Origin of the sequence: Halalkalibacter wakoensis JCM 9140 (assembly GCF_000513095.1) — a bacterium.
Classification (GTDB): domain Bacteria; phylum Bacillota; class Bacilli; order Bacillales; family Bacillaceae_D; genus Halalkalibacter; species Halalkalibacter wakoensis.
The window spans coordinates 1-18671 of the sequence record NZ_BAUT01000074.1; the positions used below are offsets into that span (position 1 = coordinate 1).

Consider the following 18671-nt stretch of genomic DNA (forward strand, 5'->3'; position numbering starts at 1 on the left):
TTTGCTACGAGTAACATCGACGCATAAGCTTCTATGAAATACTAGAAGAGGAAGATGTCTTCTTCATTGAAAAAAACATCATCCGAATACTCTTTAACGACGCGGGGTGGAGCAGCCTGGTAGCTCGTCGGGCTCATAACCCGAAGGTCGGCGGTTCAAATCCGTCCCCCGCAATTACCAAAATGGTCCGGTAGTTCAGTTGGTTAGAATGCCTGCCTGTCACGCAGGAGGTCGCGGGTTCGAGTCCCGTCCGGACCGCCATTTAAAATTTCATTGTGGCTCAGTAGCTCAGTCGGTAGAGCAATGGACTGAAAATCCATGTGTCGGCGGTTCGATTCCGTCCTGAGCCACCATTTGCCGGCCTAGCTCAATTGGTAGAGCAACTGACTTGTAATCAGTAGGTTGGGGGTTCAAGTCCTCTGGCCGGCACTCTATTTTACCTTTAAATATTGTTCATATATTGACTTTTATGATCATATATTGTATTATAGGTAATGTGTTTTCGTGGAGGGGTAGCGAAGTGGCTAAACGCGGCGGACTGTAAATCCGCTCCCTCCGGGTTCGGCGGTTCGAATCCGTCCCCCTCCACCATTTTATTTAGGGGTATAGTTTAAAGGTAGAACAAAGGTCTCCAAAACCTTCGGTGTGGGTTCAATTCCTACTACCCCTGCCAACTAATTTAATAGATTATGGCGGTTGTGGCGAAGTGGTTAACGCACCGGATTGTGATTCCGGCATTCGTGGGTTCAATTCCCATCAGCCGCCCCATTTTTGTTTTAAATGATAAGTGTTGGGCTATCGCCAAGCGGTAAGGCAACGGATTTTGATTCCGTCATGCGTAGGTTCGAATCCTGCTAGCCCAGCCAACGCGGAAGTAGTTCAGTGGTAGAACACCACCTTGCCAAGGTGGGGGTCGCGAGTTCGAATCTCGTCTTCCGCTCCATTTTTTTGTCTGGCGGCATAGCCAAGTGGTAAGGCCAAGGTCTGCAAAACCTTTATTCACCGGTTCAAATCCGGTTGCCGCCTCCATATTTTCTGCCGTGCCGGGGTGGTGGAATTGGCAGACACACAGGACTTAAAATCCTGCGGTAGGTGACTACCGTGCCGGTTCAAGTCCGGCCCTCGGCACTTTTATTTTTTAGACAAGTTATTGTTTGCGCCCTTAGCTCAGCTGGATAGAGTGTTTGACTACGAATCAAAAGGTCGGGAGTTCGAATCTCTCAGGGCGCGCCATTTATATGATATGCCGGTGTGGCGGAATTGGCAGACGCGCACGACTCAAAATCGTGTTCCTTCTGGAGTGTCGGTTCGACCCCGACCACCGGTACTTTAAAGCCCATCAGGGAAACGGAAATCGCTATTAGAGCGGTTTTTTTTGTTTATGTATCTATAAAAGCTTTCAATTAGTTATGAATCTAAAAAGGTATTAATAGAGGAAAAACTGAGGACCTACCTTTTTTGTATAACGTTTAGTAGCGCTTAGCTAGTTTCTTTATTTAATGATATAACAGCATTTTCTGGTGACTTTCACATTTGATGAAAGTCATTTTTTTTTTGAGAATTTGTATGTTAGAGCCTCTAAATAAATATTACATAAAATGTAAGTCAATAAGGGAAGATATTGATATCTACATATAGGAGGTTTCAGCTATTTCGGTCCCTGTATTTCGCTTATGCTGTTTTAAACCATTGCATTATCACCTATCTCATTAGCCAATATAGATGGTTCCATTACACTTAGCTTCCGCAGAGATATTGCGGCTAAATATTCAAAGCAGATGATTAATGTCGGACTTTATGCAGAGGATGGGGCAGAGTTGATGATTGATCATGGTTGGCTTGAGTTGCCACCGATAGCCGCTAACCGAAACGAGTTAGTTAAATAAGAGAGCAGATTAATGAATAGGATTTATTGTTTTTATAAAAAATATCTTTTAGCAAAAGAATAATAGGAAGCTGCTTGCAACAAGTTCTTACCTATGAAGGGAGAGGGATGATTTGAAATGGAACCAAATGGTCTTATTATTAGGTATGATCTTGATTAATGTTTATAAAAAGAATTGGCTACTTGTTCCGAAGTATCATAAGAGTTTAGCTTATGTTAGCTTTATTAATGCGATGTATTATTATTTATTTAAGCGACATCTTTTATGGGAATTTAACCCTGGTGAAAGCAACTGGAGGTTTGTGAGGGCAACGCATATGATATTCCTATCACCTTTATTGGTTCTTTTATTTTTTTCTGGATTTCCTGCTACTAATGGCAAGCGAATCGTTTATACGATGAAATACGTTCTGCTCTCAACACTTGCTGAACACTTAATAGCAAAGCGAAGAATGATTTTTTATAAAAACGGTTGGAACGTGCTTTGGTCTGGAATCATTTATTTTCAAATGTTTGTGTTTAGTTATTTGTTATTAAAAAGACCTACTCTTACATGGATTTTGTCTCTCTTCTCGATTTTGTTTTATATAAAAAGGTTTAAGCTCCCATTAACACGCAGATTATTGAAGGGCCCTTTTTTCTTTTTTATAAAAACAAAACCCTCATTTCTAGAAAGAATTAAGATTGTATTGGAAGGAAGGTTTTTTAATAGGATGGCTTCCTAACTCATGATACGCGCTCATTAGGTGAAATCAGACTATTTGCAGATAGAGCGCAGTTACCGATAAAACACGGTTGGATGGAAGAGCCACCACATTCAATAGATAAATAAGCTTTAACAAAAAAATAAGGAAAAAAAGCGCTGCCTCATGAACAGCGCTTTTTTTAGAGTGAATCGTAAAAGAAACTAGGGGATGTTCACTACCTTCTGTATTACTTTTTCATCAATTCTTTCCGATTAGGGGCTTGAGGTGGCTCTTCTAACCAACCGTGCTTTAGCATAATGTTTACACCAGCCTTCGCAAAAAGCGCAATTTCGATTGAAATACGTTGATAGTCAGCAACGAGATCGTATCTCATGCTAGCTGTCGAGGCCGTTGCATAGTTTCCTTGACCAGTTGCACTTAATACACTAAAGAGAAACATCATTAATTTATCAGAAAAAACACGCGTCGTGGAATCAGTCACACCGATATCCCAAGTGGAAGGCACATCTAAATCTGAGTCAGAAAGAGTTTTTGTAAATAGATTTATGTGTTTGTCTGAGATGGCTTTGCCTCGCTTCATATAGTCCGATATTTCTTTTGAATCCGTTGTTTGAGCAAACCCTGTACAGAGAGAGCTTCCGATATAATTTGTTTTTGTATTTTCGAATAGATGGGAAATTTCAATGCTATTCAACGTCCGTTTATTGAAAGGATTTAAGCCATTGCTTAAATACGTTTTCCCTTCGATGTACTCAACTTCACTCGGTTTTGTGATCATAGGTGGCCTTACATATAGTCCTTTTTCTAAAGCCGTATCAACAACTAGATTATATAGGCCTGACATGTTATGAAGATAATTGGTAAACAGTTCACGAACATCTTTTCGACTAGATGCAGCTTGTGAAACACTATAAGCTAATGTCCCAGCTTTGCCCATTGTTTCGAGAAAGAAAAGCATAAAAGGGTCTGTAAACAACCTAGGAGCAGTAAGGTCTACATCTGAATCAGAAAAACCATCAGGGACTGGAATCATTTCCTGATGAAAAAGATGTGCAATCTGTTCTTTTCCGTTATTTGTTAAATCACGTGCCTTTTTCACAACATCACGAATATCGGTGTCTTCAACGGTTTTATAAAAGTAGTTCATCATTTGTAGTGACATGCTATTTTGAATGTACTGTGTCCACAGCATCCCTATTTCTGACGCTGTGAGATTGGGGTTATTCATTTTGATCAGCTCTCTTTTATGCGTGTTAGTCTTAGTAGTCTATCCAATAGATCAGAAAACATTTATAGGATATTGCTGAAAAAGTCGGGGTTGCAACATACTTGTCCTTACATGGGAAGCTAACAAAAAAGGAATAGTGACCGGAACACTTACAAGGAGATGTCCATATTATGTTATAGAACAAGGATCGACTAATGATTCAACGCTTATGTGGAGGAAAGCATAAAATCTTGTATCTGCTTTCAACAAAAAATATATAGTCCATATCTCGTGCTTCAAATATAATAGATTCTATAATATAGATTTGAAAGAAAGCGGACAGCTAAAAAAGGGAGATAAGGTTATGTTTGAAAAACTATTTTCATCAATTGGAATTGGATCCTCGAAAGTAAATACGATACTATTTGACAATATAGTTGAGCGGGGGAAGGAAGTAAAAGGCGAGGTTCACATTTACGGCGGAAAAGCGGAACAGACGATTTCGGAAATTTATATCCATATTGATACAGAGTTCAATAAAGATGATATGGATATGACAGAATTCCGTCATATTACTGAACCGATTTTAGAAATTAAAATTACAGACCCTATCGTAATTCAACCGAATGAAGAGAGAGTCATTCCTTTTTCGTTTGTATTGCCTTATTATGCACCGATTACGTTTAATGAACAAAGAATCCACATTCAAACGGAGCTAGATATTAATTTCTTTACTCATCCTGTTGAAGATCACTACTTTATTGTGAAAGATCCAATCCTTGAAGAACTATTCGCTTTTTTTAATAAACATGGGTTTACCCATACGAACAAAAGTGGACTTTGTAGACATAAGTTCCCAACAGATACGAATCCAACTCACTGCATGCAGGCCTTTCATTTAATCAATAATCAAGGTGGAAAGATTTATTTTGTTGGCAACGATAGCCAAATTGACATTTATGTGAGTGATAATGATCATATCTCGCATTTGTCAATCCAAAGAGATGAAGACCTTACGAAGCAATTGCAAAAACTCCCTAATATGATTAAAAATAAAGCGTGAGTCTTCACCATTTCTAAATCACAGGAATTGATTCTGTGGTTTTTTATTGTCCAATTGATCTCGAAAGCCTCGCTATCTATTTGAATTTCGTGAAAATTTTTCCGTTATTCAACTCACACCATTCTAATTCGGGATAAGTATCTTTCACGCCATATTTTTCATGAAAAGCTTCCTTATTTTCGAACATTTCCATCGCTCCTTTTTCTAGTAAGGTTAGTATTCGGTAAGTGTTCAATTTGAATACATTAGAGATAGCTATTAATTCACCTATTTGGATATTGTTCGTAATGTCTCTCATCATTCGCTCCTTTCAACCGTTGCAGTTTTCGTTAATAATGAGGGGCACGATAACCGAAATAAACCATCTTATAGTATTTACCAATAGGGTTGATGTTATGAGGGTTACAAAAACGATTTGTTGGTGACGGTGTTTTTTTAGACTGCAAATATATGCCAAGTGGATAGTATGTGAAACTGTGTGCGTAAAAATGAGTGAAGAAATAATTGCTGAGAGGATAAAGTCATTTTTGCTAAAGAATTTAAATAACGTATAATGAAATTACGATATTAATAGATAGAAGATTTTTTGGATTCAAGAATGCCCAAGGCTGTAAAGAATACGTGGAAAAGCAGGTGGATAAATGGATCATACGGATATTCAGCTACTTACTATTTTACAAAGAGACGGGAGAAAAAGCTTTAGTGACTTGTCAAAAGAGCTGTCCCTTAGTCGTCCAAGTGTGACAGAACGTTACAATCGATTGATGGAACGAGGAATTATCGATAAAATTAGTGCGAAGGTAAACCTGTCTGCGATTGGCCGAGATGTGGTATTGTTCATTCAAGTAAGCGAAATGAATTTATCCTTTGAAAAATTCGAGAAACTAGTCGTCGAACACCCTGATATTATCGAGTGTTATTGTTTAACAGGGCAAGTAAACTATTTAGTAAAAGCTGCTGTAAGTGATATGGCTCATTTAAGCCGTTTAATTGAGGAATTTACCGATTATGGCATCATCAATTCATCGGTTGTAATTCGGTCGCCGATTAAAGACAAGATTATTCAACCTATTTTGTGAAAATGAAATAGCAAAAAGAGCTAGTTGAGTGAGTTGGAAATCCACTTAGCTAGCTCTTTTTGCTTTTTGCAATATGGAGGCAAATAAGAAAAAATTCATTAAAAGTGTAAAAGGGAATGATCGAATTAATGCGCTTCGTTATGTAAAAAGAAATGGATTTTTTTTACACTGTTAGTAAGCAGATGTATGGTTAGAAGGAGGAAGATATGAAGCATTTTCTATATTTACTTTTCGGCTGCTTATTAACAGCAATCGGTGTCACGATTTTAGGTCAATCGCAAATTGTCACAGGTGGGACGGCCGGTTTAGCTTTGAGCACCTCGTATATTTTTAATTTGCCATTTTATTTACTATTCTTTGTTATAAATATCCCGTTTTACGTTTTTTCTGTGTTAAGAATGGGGTGGAAATTCACCCTTTCAACCGTTCTTTCTATATCAATGCTCTCGACCATGACGTATTTTAGTTATGTCCTGCCTGAGTTGTCCCTTACACCTGTATTTGGAGGAGTAATTGGGAGTGTGTTTATTGGCTTTGGGTTATCGACGTTGTTTATCAATGGTTCTTCGTTAGGTGGAGCGAATATTCTCGCCTTGTATTTGCAGAGAAAGTTCAATTGGGACTCAGGGAAAGTGAATTTTGTTTTTGATTTTGTCGTTGTCTTATCTGGTTTCTATTTTATAGGTTTTATGAACGGATTGTATTCCATTATGAGCATAGCCGTTTATTCGGTTATCATTAGCTACTTTAAAACTCAGATCAAGGAACGAAATCAATATAAAGAAGAGAAGAAACAACTTGTTTTAAAAACGAGTTAAGATGGAAACGAAGAAAGAAGCAGGAGAATCCTGCTTCTTTTTTTGCTTTGGTTGGATAGACAACACGGCATGTGTTTGAAGATCGTGAGTGTGCTTTTGTCCGAAGAGAGGTGAAGTTCGGACAGAAATGGAGATCGTGAGTGGATTCGAGTCCGAAGAGAAAGGATCATCGGAACAGAATTGAGAGAGTGTCCTCAAGAACAATCTCCGGAAGAAAACCTGACCGATTTGTTGTTGAAATGTAACAAAGAGTAATAATATTAGCATTATTAACCAAAAAAAAATTCTAATTATTATGAAAAAACCACAATTACTCTTATTTTCGTTAGTGCTACCATTAAATCATGCTAAAGAAAAGCATTACGAAAACGAAAACAAGAGGTGTAGATATGAACTATCAACTAATTCGCTGCGACATGGAGAATCCAGGCGATGTTTCGGCATTAAAAACACTAATCGAAAAAGAAGAAGTGAGACCAGAGTCCATTAAAGCGATTATTGCTCAAACAGAAGGAGATGGATATGCAAGAGGGTACTCTACGTTAGCTTTTCAAGTGCTTTTATCTGAGTATCTTGGCATCAGTCATGAAGAAGTATTTGATACGATTCCGATGATGATGATTGGGAAAGTTGGCGGCTTGATGACACCACACTATACGTTATTTATAAAGGAAGAAGCAGGTAAGGAACAAGATAAAAAGGGAAAACGGTTTGCTTTTGGAGTAGCTTCAACGCCCGTTTTGGAGAAAGACCAAATTGGTACACTTGCTCAAGTTGATCTAGTGGCAGATGCCGTTGCTACAGCAATGGCTGATGCTGGGATTGCATCATTAGATGACGTGAAATGCGTTGAAGTCAAGTGCCATGGGGGATTGGTGGAGCAATGGCGAAAGCTTCATCAGCTCTCGGCGTAGCTGTGGCACTTAAAGAAGTAGACCGAGAAGACCTCACCGAAGATAGCATTAATAAGGACCATTCACTCTATTCAACAAAAGCTTCTGTCTCGGCTGGTCAAGAACAGGTAGCTGCTAGAGTCATCGTCATGGGGAATACAGAAGAATCTTCTAGTGATCTATATATCGGAGCTGGAGTTATGGAGGATGCACTTGATCTCCAAGGGTTACGTAATGCGTTTGTTGATGCAGGGATGGAAGGGGAGGCATTCTTAACGGAATCGCAGCAAGAGCAAATTGTCAATGTGTTTGTCAATGCAGGTGCGGATGCAATTGGTGACGTGAGAGGACGACGACATACGATGCATACGGATGCGCTTGCAATGCACGCAGGAATTCTAGCAAAAGCAGTAGCGAATGCAGTGGTTGGTAGTTATGTAGGAGAAACCAGGATTTTATGTTCAGCTGGTTCGGAGCATCAAGGGCCGCAAGGGTGTAACTTAGTGGCGCCAGTCGTTCGTCTAGGAGGGGTTCAATGAGTTATTCAGGATGGATGAATTATCATGCTCATATTGATAAGGGATTTCTTGTTCCTCCAAGAAAATATATTGATGCCCCAGCTCCTGAGAGAGCCGCTTGGACTAGGGAAGCTAAAAAGCAAATGACCATCTTTGAAATAAAAGAATCAGCAACGAATGCGTTAGAGAAGATGTATCAATATGGCACTACTTATGTACGCACGCATGTCGATGTTGATCCATTGTTTGAATTGAGAGCAGTGGAGGCTCTTATTGAGTTGAAAGAAGAGTGGAAGGATCGTTTAGTCCTTGATATTGTGGCATTCAACCAAGAGGGGTTCGACCGATTCCCTGAGACAGAATATATGCTTAAAGAAGCATTGCAACTGGGAGTAGACGGGATTGGCGGCCATACAAGTATGGATAAGGATGCAAAAGAACATATTGATACAGTTTTGAATTTAGCTGAGAGCTCAAACGTCGATTGGATCGAATTTCATACTGATGAGACTGGAAGAGTCGATGATTTTAACCTGCCATACTTAGCGCAAGTTACAAAGGATAGAGGATTAAAAGAGAAAGTAACAGCTATTCATTGTTGTTCATTAACAAATGTGGACGATGATACGGCTAAAAGAACAATTGAAGCTGTCGCAGATTCGGGCATGACGGTTACAACTTGTCCTACAGCGATTGCGACTCGTTCACTTACTAGAGTGAAAGAGTTCGCTAAAGCAGGGGTAACAATCCAACTTGGTTCTGATAATTTACGTGATTTCTTTAATCCATTAGGAAGTGGCAATATGTTGCAGTATGCTCAACTTCTAGGATATGTATCACGGTTTTATGAAGCGGATGAAATCAATCAATTGATAAGCTGGATACAAAATTCACCAGATAACCCAAGGGTACAAGAACAGTTAGCTGGCTTGTCTTTAAATCTACAATATGATGGCAAAACAAATGTGGAATTGTTGGCCGAAGCGCCTGCCCCGCGTTTTGTTCAGCCGGTAAAGTAACTAGTAAGTTAGATCTTGTAACAATAACTGTACTTAATGTACCAAGAGCCCCCTTAATCTAGTAATTCTTTATAAAAAGCAAGAAAGACTCTTATGAAGCAATCACAATTACTTCAAATAAACGCAGTGTTAACATGAATGATATTGATAGCTTTCACGATATGAAGGAGGTGGTCAGTCTGGAAGAAAGGTTCGAAAAAAGAGGTCTAACAATTGATGGGTTGCTGCAATTAGAACCTTTAGCAGACTCTAAACTTGTAGCAGGGGATCGTAGCAAGCAGAACATCATTGATCGAATTAACATTGTAGGTAGTCCTGAAATTGTCGAGTTTGTTAGGCCTAAAGAATTTATCATGACGACTGGCTATCCTTTTCGTGAGAATCTTGATGAGTTTGCTGAGCTGATTCCGCAATTAGTAGAAAAGCAGGTGGCAGGACTGGGGATAAAGGTAAAAAGATTTATCCCCATCATTCCTGAAAGTTTAATAAAAAAGGCAAATGAATACAATTTCCCAATTGTTGAAATACCACCTACTACAGCTTTTTCAGATATCGTTCGCGTTGCGATGGAAGAAGTGTTTTATAAAGAATCAGAGCATTTGATTACTTTGTATGACCGGATACAAAAATTCACCATTGATTTATCACAAGGAAAAGATTTAGAAGAAGTGATCTACAAGCTAGAGAAGCTTGTAGGGAATCCGGTCATTATGTATGACCATGAAGGGAATATCACGGCTCCTCTCTTTTATGAAGTATTGGATTCAGTTGAAATGATGAAAGTAACAAAGGACCTTGAATCGATAGCTGGTAGTGGCCTTCGAGCGGTTAAGATACGTGATGAAGATTTTCAGTGCTATGCGATTCCTTTAGTTGGAGAGCAGCAGCAAGTACTCGATCATATTCCTTTTATTGCTTGCATTGAAACGAATTATGAATTAACCGAGGTAGATTGTTTAACGATTGAAAAAGTTGGAAGCATGCTTAGCATGGAGCTTGCAAACCGAATTGCTCGTAAAAACATTGAAAAGAAATACTTAAATCAATTTATTCAGGACATTTTATTAGGTCATTTTACATCTATAAATGACGTAGAAATACGCACAAGTTCATTTGAGTTAGATGTAAAAGATAAATGGTTTGAAGTTTTGATCCTTCATTCGCCAGAACAGGCGATCCGTGACCTAGAAGAATGTACGTATTTGATTAAAAACCTTACGAATACCATCAAAGGCAAAATTTTGGCTACTACACTACAAGGTGAGTATGTGTTTCTTGTTATGGAGGATTCGGAACTAGCCTTAAAGCAAAGCGTTAAAGTGATCAATCAAGAATTAGAGAGGTTTTACCATTACAAAAACATGCAGCCTACTTATTTCTTATGTGCAGGTGTTCCGGTTAGTCAGCTAAATGACATTTCATTAAGCTACAAACGTGCACAAAAAGTAAAAGAAATTTGTAGTCAATACGATTATCAAGACCGACTTATCTCTTTCAAAGATTTGCATATTTATCGATTGCTTTATTTGCTCCCAAATAATTCCGAAGTCAACCAATATATAACGGATATATTAGGGAAGTTAAGTGATTATGAGAATAAAGGATTAACGTACATTGAAACATTGGAAGTGTATTTTCAATCCAATCGAAATATTCGTGCGACGGCTGAGAAGCTGTACACTCATTACAATACGGTTGTGTACCGGATGGAGAAAATTTCATCTTTGCTAGATGTAGATTTAGATGATCCAGAGGTATGTTTAGAATTACAAATTGCACTGAAGCTAAGAAAAATGAGGCAAGAGTCGTCTTCGTTACTAAGTGAGCAGATCGGGTCCGAATTTAGAGGGAAAATGATTAGGTGATTACTAGATTCTAAATGGATGTACAAAGAAGGAAGGGAATCTTATGCAAACAAATGAAATAAAAATTTCTAAACACAAATTAGAAAAAACAGAAAGAAAACAGATTCAAGATTCCACAATTTGTTTGGGCACTTTTAACGATTATTGGTTTTGGGGTTATCTGGCAGGTGTTAACGGTAGTATTAGAAGTTCCTAGATATTTATTGCCTTCCCCTGTTGATATTCTTTCTCGGATGGCTACAGATTCTCAGTTGCTTCTAAGTCATTCACTGACAACATTAACAGAAGTAGCTTTAGGATTTTCATTAAGCTTACTTATTGGGATCCCACTAGCTATTTCAATCGTTTACTCGAAATACTTGGCTAATTCCCTTTACCCTGTTTTAATCGGGATTCAATGTATTCCAATGGTATCCATTGCACCAATTTTAGTCATATGGTTTGGATATGGGTTAACGACAAAAGTTCTTTTAGCTTGTTTGATTTCATTCTTTCCAGTTGTCATTAATGCGGTTAATGGATTTCGTTCACTCGATAAAGATATGCATGATTTAGGACGGTCGATTGGGATCTCGGAATGGAAGATCTTTTATTATTTACGATTGCCTAATGCGTTGCCACATCTTTTCGCTGGATTTAAGGTTGGCATTACGCTTGCTGTAGTTGGTGCTATTGTTGGGGAATTTGTTGCTTCAGAACGTGGATTAGGATATCTACAGTTAACAGCCAATGCCCGTCTAGATACTGTACTCGTTTTTGCCACTTTGTTTGCATTAGCGATCATAGGAATGATTTTATTCTTACTTGTTCATGTGCTAGAAAGACTCGTTATGCCATGGTATCACGCGAATAAAGCAGGAGGGGATAGGTAATGTCAACTAAATTAGAATTGACGAATATTGAAAAAGTGTTTAAAACAAAAACCGGTGATGTGAAGGCATTAAGTAATATCTTCCTATCTGTTGAACCAGGAGAGTTTTTAGCCGTAGTCGGTCCAAGTGGTTGTGGAAAAAGCACGATTATGAGAATTATTGCTGGCCTTGATAAACCGACAAATGGAACAGTAGAAATTAATGATAAACCACTTAAGAAAATTGCAGATGGAGCTGCTGTTGTCTTCCAAAAAGATGTTCTTCTTGCGTGGCGATCTGTTTTAGACAATGTGCTATTCCCGCTTGAACTCAAAGGAATTACCTGGTTGGATCGAAAAAACAAACAAACGAATCGGTCGAAGGCATTAGAACTACTCGAGTCGGTTGGTTTGAAAGGCTTTGAAGATAAATACCCACATGAGCTTTCGGGCGGGATGAAGCAGCGTGTGTCCATTTGTAGAGCGTTGATCCAAGATCCGAAGCTACTTCTTATGGATGAACCGTTCGGAGCGCTAGATGCGTTAACGAGGGAACAAATGATGTATGACTTGTTGAAGCTTTCTGATAAGTATGGATTCACTACCGTATTTATCACTCATAGCATTGAAGAAGCTGTGTTTTTATCAGATAAAGTAGTCGTGATGTCAGAACGTCCAGGTACAATTTTGAAAGAACTCCCCATTGCATTGCAAAGACCTAGACATGGTTCAACTCGAGAAGAGCCGGAGTTTAATAAACAAGTTCAGAATATTCGTTCTATTTTTAAAACACAAGGAATTATTGCTGAAATTTAATGATAATCAATTAGAAAAGTGGAGGGGTTCAAATGAAGCAATTTGTAAAACTGTTGGTGCTAAGTGTCTTGATTTTAGTAGGGTTAGCAGCGTGTGGTGGAAGTGAAGAGTCGGCGGCTCCAGAACAATCTGATGAGGATGTACAAGTAGAAGAAACTCAAGTTGATACAGCAGAAGAAGTAGTGGAGGGTGACGTTATCGGTGAACCTGAAGTTACGGATCTTACCATACGATTAAACTGGAGAATTAAAGGGGAATTTGCTCCATTTTTTGTGACACAAGAAAAAGGCTTCTTTGAAGAATTTGGTTTAAATGTAGAAGTGCTTGAAGGAAACGGATCAGCGAACACGATGCAAGCGGTAGCTGGTGGCCAAGATCACTTTGGTGTAACGTCAACCGTAGAACCGGCACAAGGAATTGTAGAAGGAATGCCAATTAAAATGGTCGCTTCCTATATGAACCGTTCACCAATTATGATTGCATCGCACCCGGATACACCTGTTGAAACGCCGAAAGATTTAGAAGGAAAAAGCATTGCCATGTCGATCGCTTCAACGTTTACAAATATTTACCCATATTTTCTTGAGACGAATGATGTAGATGAGTCGTTAGTCGAGTCGGTACAAGTGGAATCATCAGCACGTAATGGATTGTTCTTAAATAAAGAAGTGGATGCTGTAGCGATTTTCTCAACGAATGAATTCCCTATTTTTGAAAAAGAATTAGGAACAGAGTTAACACCATTATACTTATCTGATTTTGGTTATGATCTTTCTGGATTAACGTTAATTGGAAATGTGAAGTTTCTAGAAGAAAACCCGAATACAGTTAAAAGATTTTTAGCTGCGATCGATAAAGGTTTCCAATACACACTTGAAAATCAAGAGGAAGCAGCTCAATTAGTGGCTGATTTATTCCCTGATGGAATTGATGTTGAAACAGCATCTGCACAATTAGAACTATTAGAAGAGATTGCTCTCTTTGACGGAGTCCCTTTTGGATATATGACAGAGGATAACATGAACCGTACTCTAGACATTTTAGAAGTGAGTGATTTAATCGGTGACCGTTATGATCTAGATAGATACTACACGAATGAGTTTTTACCAGTTGATTAATAAAAAGAAAACTAGCAAAGAGGCAGGGAATATGCCCATAAAAGCCCTGCCTCTTTGTCGATGAGGTGAGAATATGACGTATGATCCGAAAAAGCTTTGCCAATCAACAAAGTCAGCTCTCGTTGTGATGGATATGCAAAATGATTTTGTTGCAGATAAAGGAGCGTTTTCTTTAGCGGGATTTGATGTGAAGCCTTACCAAAAGTTAGAACCGATCATCTATGAAATGATTGTCTCAGCAAGACAAAATCATATCCCTATCATTTTTGTAGCTATGTCACACAACGAACAAAACGATGGTGATGGTGCTTGGAAACAAAGAAGAATCGAAAATGGTCATCCAAATAGTTGTAGGGAAGAAACATGGGGATCTCATTTATACGGACGTTTAAAGCCCGATAAAGACGATGCCTTCTTTTTCAAATGGCGTTATAGTGCTTTTGTGAATGAGCAATTTGATACGTACTTGCAAGGTCACAAGATTGAAACGCTTATTTTTGCAGGGATTAATACAAATACATGTGTGGAATCAACGATGAGAGAGGCTCACATGAGGATTATCATGTTCTATTAATAAAAGATGCAACAACCTGTGCATACAAAGATGCTTATGAACCTTCACTTAAAAACATTGAAAGGCATTTCGGTGCTGTCATTTCTAGTGATGAGTGGAAGACATTTTATTGTAGTAAACAGAAGCCGGAGAAAATAGAAAACTAGGAGGGGTAAGATGAAAGACCAATGGAACGCATTTAATAGGGACCCTTTTCATGTGAAAACATCTGAAGAAGGAGAGTTATCTCATTTAACGTTTGGGGTGAAAGATGTGTTTGATGTAGAGGGAGTTGTCGCTACAGCTGGAAATAAGGATTGGGAAAGAACGCATACCCCAGCTGTTGCACATGCTCAAGCGATTGATCTACTGCTAAATGAAGGTGCTGCCTTAGTTGGAACAACTCATACGGATGAATTGATGTTCAGTTTAAATGGGGAAAATGCTCAATTTGGGACTCCTGTTAACCCAAGAGCACCTGAACGAATACCGGGTGGTTCCTCCAGTGGTTCTGCCGTTGCCGTTGCAGCAGGTCTTGTGGATTTTGCATTAGGGACGGATACTGGTGGATCTGTTCGAATCCCTTCCAGTTATTGCGGTGTGTATGGTTTTAGGCCAACTCATGGTGCGGTTTCGCTCGAGGGAGTCATTCCCTTAGCGCCAAGCTTTGACACAGTTGGTTGGATGGCAAACGAAATGAGCATCTTACAGGCTGTAGGGGAAACTCTTCTAAAAGATCAAGAAACTAGTGAGCTAGCATTTACGAAATTATTGATTCCAGATGATGTGATGAATCTATTAGATGAAGAAAACAAAGAAATCTTCACAAAACATATCGAGCAATTTCGTAATGTGGTGACGACAGTGGAAAAAACAATGCTCGCTAGTGAAGGCTTAGCGAAGTGGTTTCAAGCATTTCGCACCATTCAAGGCTTTGAAGTATGGGAGTCACACGGGAAGTGGATTACAGACGTTACCCCTTACTTTGGACCAGGAATAGCAGATCGCTTTCAATGGTCAAGTACGATAAGGAAAGAAGATGCGCAGAAAGCAAGGTCAAAACAAACCGAAGTAACGGAATATATGAAAGAGCTCTTAGGAACTGATGGGATCCTGTTAATGCCGACAGCACCTGGAGTGGCTCCGCGTTTAAATACAAGTGGTAAAGATCTAGAAGATCAAAGAATGAAGACGTTACAGATGACGTCCATAAGTGGATTAACAGGTTTTCCTCAAATTTCCCTTCCTTTGTCTGAAATAGATGGCTTGCCAATAGGTTTATCCATTATAGCTGGCCCTTATCAAGACAGACGATTGCTAAGATGGGTAAAAGAAATAAGTGAAGCTATAAAAACAAAGACGATCACAAAAGTTTAAGGGGGAAAGATATGAAAATCGCTACGTTACAATACGCTGGGACTGAGCAGGCTGCTATTGTACTAAGTAAAGGATACGTGCTGATCGAGACATTGAATCAAAATCAAGAAAAACAATGGAAGACAAACTTGCTAGACATTTTAAATAGTGGCCAATTGAAAGAAATAACAGACTGGTATAATCACGGCGGAAAAGATAAGTTACTAGAAATGGAGCAAGTATCGAAGGGTGAAGTGAAATTTGGACCGTTGTACCGTGAACCTAAAAAAATTTGGGGAATTGGAATAAACTATGTGGAGGAATCGACAGAAGTTAGCGACATTTCTTACTCTGACCCTGTTAGCTTTATGAAACCGGACACAAGCATTATTGGTCCCGGGGATTTCATTCAAATCCCTGCTGGCTCAACGAACACAACAGCAGAAGCTGAATTAGGAATCGTAATCGGCAAAAAATGCTACAACATTAGTGAAGAAGAGGCAAAAGACTATGTAGCTGGTTTCACAACGACGTTAGATATGACAGAGGCTGATATTCATAGTGAAAATCCAAGATTTTTGACTCGTGCTAAAAGCTTTAATACCTTTTTTAGCTTTGGTCCGTATTTACGCACAACGGATGAAATTTCTGATATATTTGATCTTCAAGTTTCGACTGTCTTGAACGATGAAGTGAAATGTACGAATTTCATCTCAAATATGCGTTATAACCCATGGTTTGTCGTTGCCTTTCATTCTAAAGTGATGACGCTCCTTCCTGGTGATATTCTCATCACTGGAACACCAGGTCCGGTCGTTCTTCGAGATGGAGACGTAGTCGAGTGTAGAATTAGCGATTTTGAACCCTTAGTGAATCCCGTTCATAAGAGTAATGGTTAAGAGGAGAGGATGTGAAATGGAGGGATAGTTTCCTTCGTCTCGCCTTAGCTATTCAAGTGGACACACGTTCCGCTATTTGGCGATTGAAGCAAGTCGAGAAGGTGATTTTCTGCAAATAGCGGATTCTGTGTCCTCCAAGCCTTTCAAAATGCTAGTTTTTGAGAATTTAACGGAACTAGTGTCCGCTTATTATAAAGTCGAGAGAAACAAGAGGGGTGTTCTCTTGTTTTTTTATTGCTTTTCCTTTTAACTGAAGAAGACTATATTAGACATTCAAACAAAGGTGGCAACATTCATGAGTAAATACGGCAGTCTCTATGAAAAAGAAGGCAGGCACGTTTTGGTTTTTGAACGTACATATCCATTTAGTCCTGAAAAAGTATTTCGCATAATAACCGATGCGGATCTTTTCACTCAGTGGTATCCATTTGCAACTGGGGAGATGGACTTAAATGTTGGCGGAAAGATAAAATTCGATGATGGTGAAGGGTCCATCTATGAGGCGGTTATTACTGAATTAAACCCTCCGCACTCCTTTTGTTTTCGGGAAGTGGATGATTTGGTAGACATACGTATAAAGGAAGGTGATCAAGGGTGCATCCTAACGTTTAGCCATGCGTTTGATGATCAAACAATGGCAATGTATATAGCTGCAGGATGGCACAGATGCTTGGATGTTCTTGGTCAATTAATTCATGGTGATAAAATAGAATGGGAAGATAATGCACTTGAATTACGCGAATACTATCAAAAGAGTTTTAGATAATGTTAGCTGAAAGGTGCATGATATCCTAATTTTGAGAGGATGTTCAGGTTGGATTTCCAAATAATATTTGATGAGTTAAAAGAACTCTTGAAAGAATATGAAGAGTACCTTGATGTTAAATCCGACACAGTAGATCATTACTATTTAGATTCAATAAAAGTGAACCCCCGAAACAAAAAGCCCATTTTCTTTGGAGCGGTTCAAATTAAGAAAAATTATGTGAGCTTTCATTTGATGCCCGTCTATGTTTTTCCTGAGCTACTAAATGATATTTCGGATAGTTTGAAAAAACGGATGCAAGGAAAGTCTTGTTTTAATTTTAAAAAAGTTGATAATGACTTATTTGGTGAATTAAAACAACTTACCAAAAGAGGGTTTGTTCAATATGAAGAGAAAGAACTTATATAGAGCGATTAGCTTACGAACTAAAATAGGTCTATTGTTTAATAGTATTTAATTACCTTATTCATGGCAGGAGATCTCAAGTAACTTTATAACGAAACATACAGAAAGGAAGGATGTATCATGGCCAAACACAAGATATATACAATGAGTGTGGCAAGTGTCTATCCTCATTATGTTACGAAGGCGGAGAAAAAAGGACGTGAGAAAAGAGAAGTAGATGAGATCATTCGTTGGTTGACAGGGTATAGTCAGGATGAATTAGAAGAACAACTGGAGAAAAAGACAGACTTTGAAACTTTCTTTGCGGAAGCTCCCGAACTGAATCCATCACGGAATTTGATCAAGGGTGTGGTCTGTGGCGTACGTGTGGAAGACATTGAAGAACCAACTATGCAAGAAATTCGCTATTTGGATAAGCTGATAGATGAGTTAGCAAGGGGAAAAACAATGGAAAAGATATTACGGAAATAATGTCCTGGGCCCTTATGTGATTACTCAACCATATTTACAACGATAAAGGTAGTGAAAGGTGTTCTTAAACAGGTTATTTTCAACAGAGCTTGTTGTAGCTTTGGTTTAAGTGAGTACTTTGTTGGGTATAGAATGGTTGAGTGAAATTTTAGTTGAGTTTTTTGTCACGCTATGATAGATTAGTAAATCTAGTCGCAAAAATTAATCTCAAATTAACTATTGCGCAGAACTTTCATCCGTGGTATATTATTTCTTGTCGCCAGGAACGATCGATTGTTTTGTGGCGAACGCGAAAAACTTCTTAAAAAAAGTTGTTGCGCAGAATGAATCATTATGTTATAATAATAAATGTAGCTGAAGAAAAAACGATGACAAAGTAGTTC

The 18671-nt window shown here is 38.6% G+C and carries 21 protein-coding genes and 13 tRNA genes; 32 read left to right on the forward strand and 2 right to left on the reverse strand.

From position 1 onward, the window contains the following. Positions 1-100: 100 nt before the first annotated feature. From JCM9140_RS18305 to JCM9140_RS18370, 15 genes are all read left to right on the forward strand, one after another. A tRNA-Met gene (locus JCM9140_RS18305) sits at positions 101-174 on the forward strand. Between the two features lie 10 nt (positions 175-184). Beyond that, positions 185-261: transfer RNA gene (locus JCM9140_RS18310), tRNA-Asp, on the forward strand. Positions 262-277: 16 nt separating this feature from the next. Continuing rightward, a tRNA-Phe gene (locus JCM9140_RS18315) sits at positions 278-353 on the forward strand. A 3-nt stretch (positions 354-356) separates the two neighbouring features. Further along, positions 357-429 (forward strand) — tRNA-Thr (locus tag JCM9140_RS18320). A gap of 77 nt (positions 430-506) precedes the next feature. After that, positions 507-591, forward strand: a tRNA-Tyr gene (locus JCM9140_RS18325). Positions 592-599: 8 nt separating this feature from the next. Next, positions 600-673, forward strand: a tRNA-Trp gene (locus tag JCM9140_RS18330). A 19-nt stretch (positions 674-692) separates the two neighbouring features. After that, positions 693-768: transfer RNA gene (locus JCM9140_RS18335), tRNA-His, on the forward strand. Positions 769-791: 23 nt separating this feature from the next. Then, a tRNA-Gln gene (locus tag JCM9140_RS18340) sits at positions 792-866 on the forward strand. Positions 867-868: 2 nt separating this feature from the next. Further along, positions 869-943, forward strand: a tRNA-Gly gene (locus tag JCM9140_RS18345). An 11-nt stretch (positions 944-954) separates the two neighbouring features. Further along, positions 955-1029, forward strand: a tRNA-Cys gene (locus tag JCM9140_RS18350). 13 nt (positions 1030-1042) lie between these two features. Further along, positions 1043-1128, forward strand: a tRNA-Leu gene (locus JCM9140_RS18355). Positions 1129-1156: 28 nt separating this feature from the next. Then, positions 1157-1233, forward strand: a tRNA-Arg gene (locus JCM9140_RS18360). Positions 1234-1245: 12 nt separating this feature from the next. Continuing rightward, positions 1246-1327, forward strand: a tRNA-Leu gene (locus JCM9140_RS18365). 391 nt (positions 1328-1718) lie between these two features. Further along, entirely contained in the window at positions 1719-1886 is a 168-nt protein-coding gene (locus JCM9140_RS23325) for a DUF3231 family protein (RefSeq protein WP_268870586.1), read from the forward strand. A 112-nt stretch (positions 1887-1998) separates the two neighbouring features. Further along, positions 1999-2610 (forward strand): hypothetical protein, encoded by a 612-nt coding sequence (locus tag JCM9140_RS18370; protein ID WP_034749944.1) that lies wholly within the window; start codon positions 1999-2001, stop codon positions 2608-2610. 208 nt (positions 2611-2818) lie between these two features. Here the strand turns inward: JCM9140_RS18370 and JCM9140_RS18375 are convergent, their stop codons facing one another. After that, positions 2819-3820 carry a DUF3231 family protein gene (locus tag JCM9140_RS18375; RefSeq protein ID WP_052002372.1) on the reverse strand — a complete coding sequence of 334 codons (1002 nt, stop codon included), beginning with the start codon at positions 3818-3820 and terminating at the stop codon, positions 2819-2821. Between the two features lie 343 nt (positions 3821-4163). Between JCM9140_RS18375 and JCM9140_RS22780 the strand changes: the two genes are divergently transcribed. Beyond that, complete coding sequence (locus JCM9140_RS22780; protein WP_052002373.1) at positions 4164-4862, forward strand: sporulation protein; 699 nt, start codon at positions 4164-4166, stop codon at positions 4860-4862. Positions 4863-4938: 76 nt separating this feature from the next. Here the strand turns inward: JCM9140_RS22780 and JCM9140_RS18385 are convergent, their stop codons facing one another. Further along, complete coding sequence (locus tag JCM9140_RS18385; RefSeq protein ID WP_034749949.1) at positions 4939-5160, reverse strand: hypothetical protein; 222 nt, start codon at positions 5158-5160, stop codon at positions 4939-4941. Positions 5161-5503: 343 nt separating this feature from the next. On the opposite strand from JCM9140_RS18385, the gene JCM9140_RS18390 reads away from it, so the two are divergent. The 16 genes from JCM9140_RS18390 to JCM9140_RS18455 all read left to right on the forward strand — a co-directional run bounded on the left by JCM9140_RS18390 (position 5504) and on the right by JCM9140_RS18455 (position 18288). After that, a complete protein-coding gene (locus JCM9140_RS18390; RefSeq protein ID WP_034749952.1) occupies positions 5504-5941 on the forward strand; it encodes an Lrp/AsnC family transcriptional regulator in 438 nt (145 codons plus the stop codon). Positions 5942-6147: 206 nt separating this feature from the next. Beyond that, positions 6148-6759 (forward strand): YitT family protein, encoded by a 612-nt coding sequence (locus JCM9140_RS18395; RefSeq protein WP_034749955.1) that lies wholly within the window; start codon positions 6148-6150, stop codon positions 6757-6759. Positions 6760-7148: 389 nt separating this feature from the next. Continuing rightward, the gene (locus JCM9140_RS24975) at positions 7149-7673 is read left to right on the forward strand and encodes a ring-opening amidohydrolase (protein WP_268870584.1); all 525 of its coding nucleotides are present in this window, start codon (positions 7149-7151) and stop codon (positions 7671-7673) included. Then, a complete protein-coding gene (locus tag JCM9140_RS24980) occupies positions 7643-8191 on the forward strand; it encodes a ring-opening amidohydrolase (RefSeq protein WP_268870585.1) in 549 nt (182 codons plus the stop codon). The genes JCM9140_RS24975 and JCM9140_RS24980 overlap by 31 nt, the downstream gene beginning before the upstream one ends. Further along, positions 8188-9189, forward strand: a complete 1002-nt coding sequence (locus JCM9140_RS18405; RefSeq protein WP_034749958.1) for an amidohydrolase family protein — start codon at positions 8188-8190, stop codon at positions 9187-9189. The genes JCM9140_RS24980 and JCM9140_RS18405 overlap by 4 nt, the downstream gene beginning before the upstream one ends. Before the next feature lie 134 nt (positions 9190-9323). After that, on the forward strand, positions 9324-11054 hold the full coding sequence (locus JCM9140_RS18410) for a PucR family transcriptional regulator (protein WP_235715400.1): 1731 nt from the start codon (positions 9324-9326) through the stop codon (positions 11052-11054). Between the two features lie 43 nt (positions 11055-11097). After that, complete coding sequence (locus tag JCM9140_RS24695; protein ID WP_235715401.1) at positions 11098-11250, forward strand: hypothetical protein; 153 nt, start codon at positions 11098-11100, stop codon at positions 11248-11250. Beyond that, entirely contained in the window at positions 11222-11926 is a 705-nt protein-coding gene (locus tag JCM9140_RS18415; RefSeq protein WP_235715402.1) for an ABC transporter permease, read from the forward strand. The genes JCM9140_RS24695 and JCM9140_RS18415 overlap by 29 nt, the downstream gene beginning before the upstream one ends. Next, positions 11926-12720: an ABC transporter ATP-binding protein gene (locus JCM9140_RS18420; protein ID WP_034749961.1), complete on the forward strand. Its 795-nt coding sequence runs from the start codon at positions 11926-11928 to the stop codon at positions 12718-12720. Before JCM9140_RS18415 ends, JCM9140_RS18420 begins: the two co-directional genes overlap by 1 nt. A 32-nt stretch (positions 12721-12752) precedes the next feature. Continuing rightward, positions 12753-13838 carry an ABC transporter substrate-binding protein gene (locus JCM9140_RS18425; protein ID WP_034749964.1) on the forward strand — a complete coding sequence of 362 codons (1086 nt, stop codon included), beginning with the start codon at positions 12753-12755 and terminating at the stop codon, positions 13836-13838. Positions 13839-13911: 73 nt separating this feature from the next. After that, entirely contained in the window at positions 13912-14412 is a 501-nt protein-coding gene (locus JCM9140_RS18430) for a cysteine hydrolase family protein (protein ID WP_052002375.1), read from the forward strand. A gap of 156 nt (positions 14413-14568) precedes the next feature. Next, complete coding sequence (locus JCM9140_RS18435; protein ID WP_034749967.1) at positions 14569-15768, forward strand: amidase; 1200 nt, start codon at positions 14569-14571, stop codon at positions 15766-15768. An 11-nt stretch (positions 15769-15779) separates the two neighbouring features. Next, positions 15780-16646, forward strand: coding sequence for a fumarylacetoacetate hydrolase family protein (locus JCM9140_RS18440; protein WP_034749971.1), 867 nt, complete (start codon positions 15780-15782; stop codon positions 16644-16646). A 295-nt stretch (positions 16647-16941) separates the two neighbouring features. After that, positions 16942-17412 (forward strand): SRPBCC family protein, encoded by a 471-nt coding sequence (locus tag JCM9140_RS18445; protein WP_034749974.1) that lies wholly within the window; start codon positions 16942-16944, stop codon positions 17410-17412. Between the two features lie 48 nt (positions 17413-17460). Further along, a complete protein-coding gene (locus tag JCM9140_RS18450; RefSeq protein ID WP_201769725.1) occupies positions 17461-17820 on the forward strand; it encodes a hypothetical protein in 360 nt (119 codons plus the stop codon). Between the two features lie 117 nt (positions 17821-17937). Further along, entirely contained in the window at positions 17938-18288 is a 351-nt protein-coding gene (locus tag JCM9140_RS18455) for a DUF2200 domain-containing protein (protein ID WP_034749980.1), read from the forward strand. Positions 18289-18671 lie beyond the last annotated feature (383 nt).

Excerpts from the sequence above, each read along its gene's own strand:
- JCM9140_RS18375 (WP_052002372.1), bottom strand. The coding sequence starts at position 3,820 with ATGAATAACCCCAATCTCACAGCGTCAGAAATAGGGATGCTGTGGACA.
- JCM9140_RS22780 (WP_052002373.1), top strand. The coding sequence starts at position 4,164 with ATGTTTGAAAAACTATTTTCATCAATTGGAATTGGATCCTCGAAAGTA.
- JCM9140_RS18385 (WP_034749949.1), bottom strand. The coding sequence starts at position 5,160 with ATGAGAGACATTACGAACAATATCCAAATAGGTGAATTAATAGCTATC.
- JCM9140_RS18390 (WP_034749952.1), top strand. The coding sequence starts at position 5,504 with ATGGATCATACGGATATTCAGCTACTTACTATTTTACAAAGAGACGGG.
- JCM9140_RS18395 (WP_034749955.1), top strand. The coding sequence starts at position 6,148 with ATGAAGCATTTTCTATATTTACTTTTCGGCTGCTTATTAACAGCAATC.
- JCM9140_RS24975 (WP_268870584.1), top strand. The coding sequence starts at position 7,149 with ATGAACTATCAACTAATTCGCTGCGACATGGAGAATCCAGGCGATGTT.
- JCM9140_RS24980 (WP_268870585.1), top strand. The coding sequence starts at position 7,643 with ATGGCGAAAGCTTCATCAGCTCTCGGCGTAGCTGTGGCACTTAAAGAA.
- JCM9140_RS18405 (WP_034749958.1), top strand. The coding sequence starts at position 8,188 with ATGAGTTATTCAGGATGGATGAATTATCATGCTCATATTGATAAGGGA.
- JCM9140_RS18410 (WP_235715400.1), top strand. The coding sequence starts at position 9,324 with ATGAATGATATTGATAGCTTTCACGATATGAAGGAGGTGGTCAGTCTG.
- JCM9140_RS24695 (WP_235715401.1), top strand. The coding sequence starts at position 11,098 with ATGCAAACAAATGAAATAAAAATTTCTAAACACAAATTAGAAAAAACA.
- JCM9140_RS18420 (WP_034749961.1), top strand. The coding sequence starts at position 11,926 with ATGTCAACTAAATTAGAATTGACGAATATTGAAAAAGTGTTTAAAACA.
- JCM9140_RS18425 (WP_034749964.1), top strand. The coding sequence starts at position 12,753 with ATGAAGCAATTTGTAAAACTGTTGGTGCTAAGTGTCTTGATTTTAGTA.
- JCM9140_RS18430 (WP_052002375.1), top strand. The coding sequence starts at position 13,912 with ATGACGTATGATCCGAAAAAGCTTTGCCAATCAACAAAGTCAGCTCTC.
- JCM9140_RS18435 (WP_034749967.1), top strand. The coding sequence starts at position 14,569 with ATGAAAGACCAATGGAACGCATTTAATAGGGACCCTTTTCATGTGAAA.
- JCM9140_RS18440 (WP_034749971.1), top strand. The coding sequence starts at position 15,780 with ATGAAAATCGCTACGTTACAATACGCTGGGACTGAGCAGGCTGCTATT.
- JCM9140_RS18445 (WP_034749974.1), top strand. The coding sequence starts at position 16,942 with ATGAGTAAATACGGCAGTCTCTATGAAAAAGAAGGCAGGCACGTTTTG.
- JCM9140_RS18455 (WP_034749980.1), top strand. The coding sequence starts at position 17,938 with ATGGCCAAACACAAGATATATACAATGAGTGTGGCAAGTGTCTATCCT.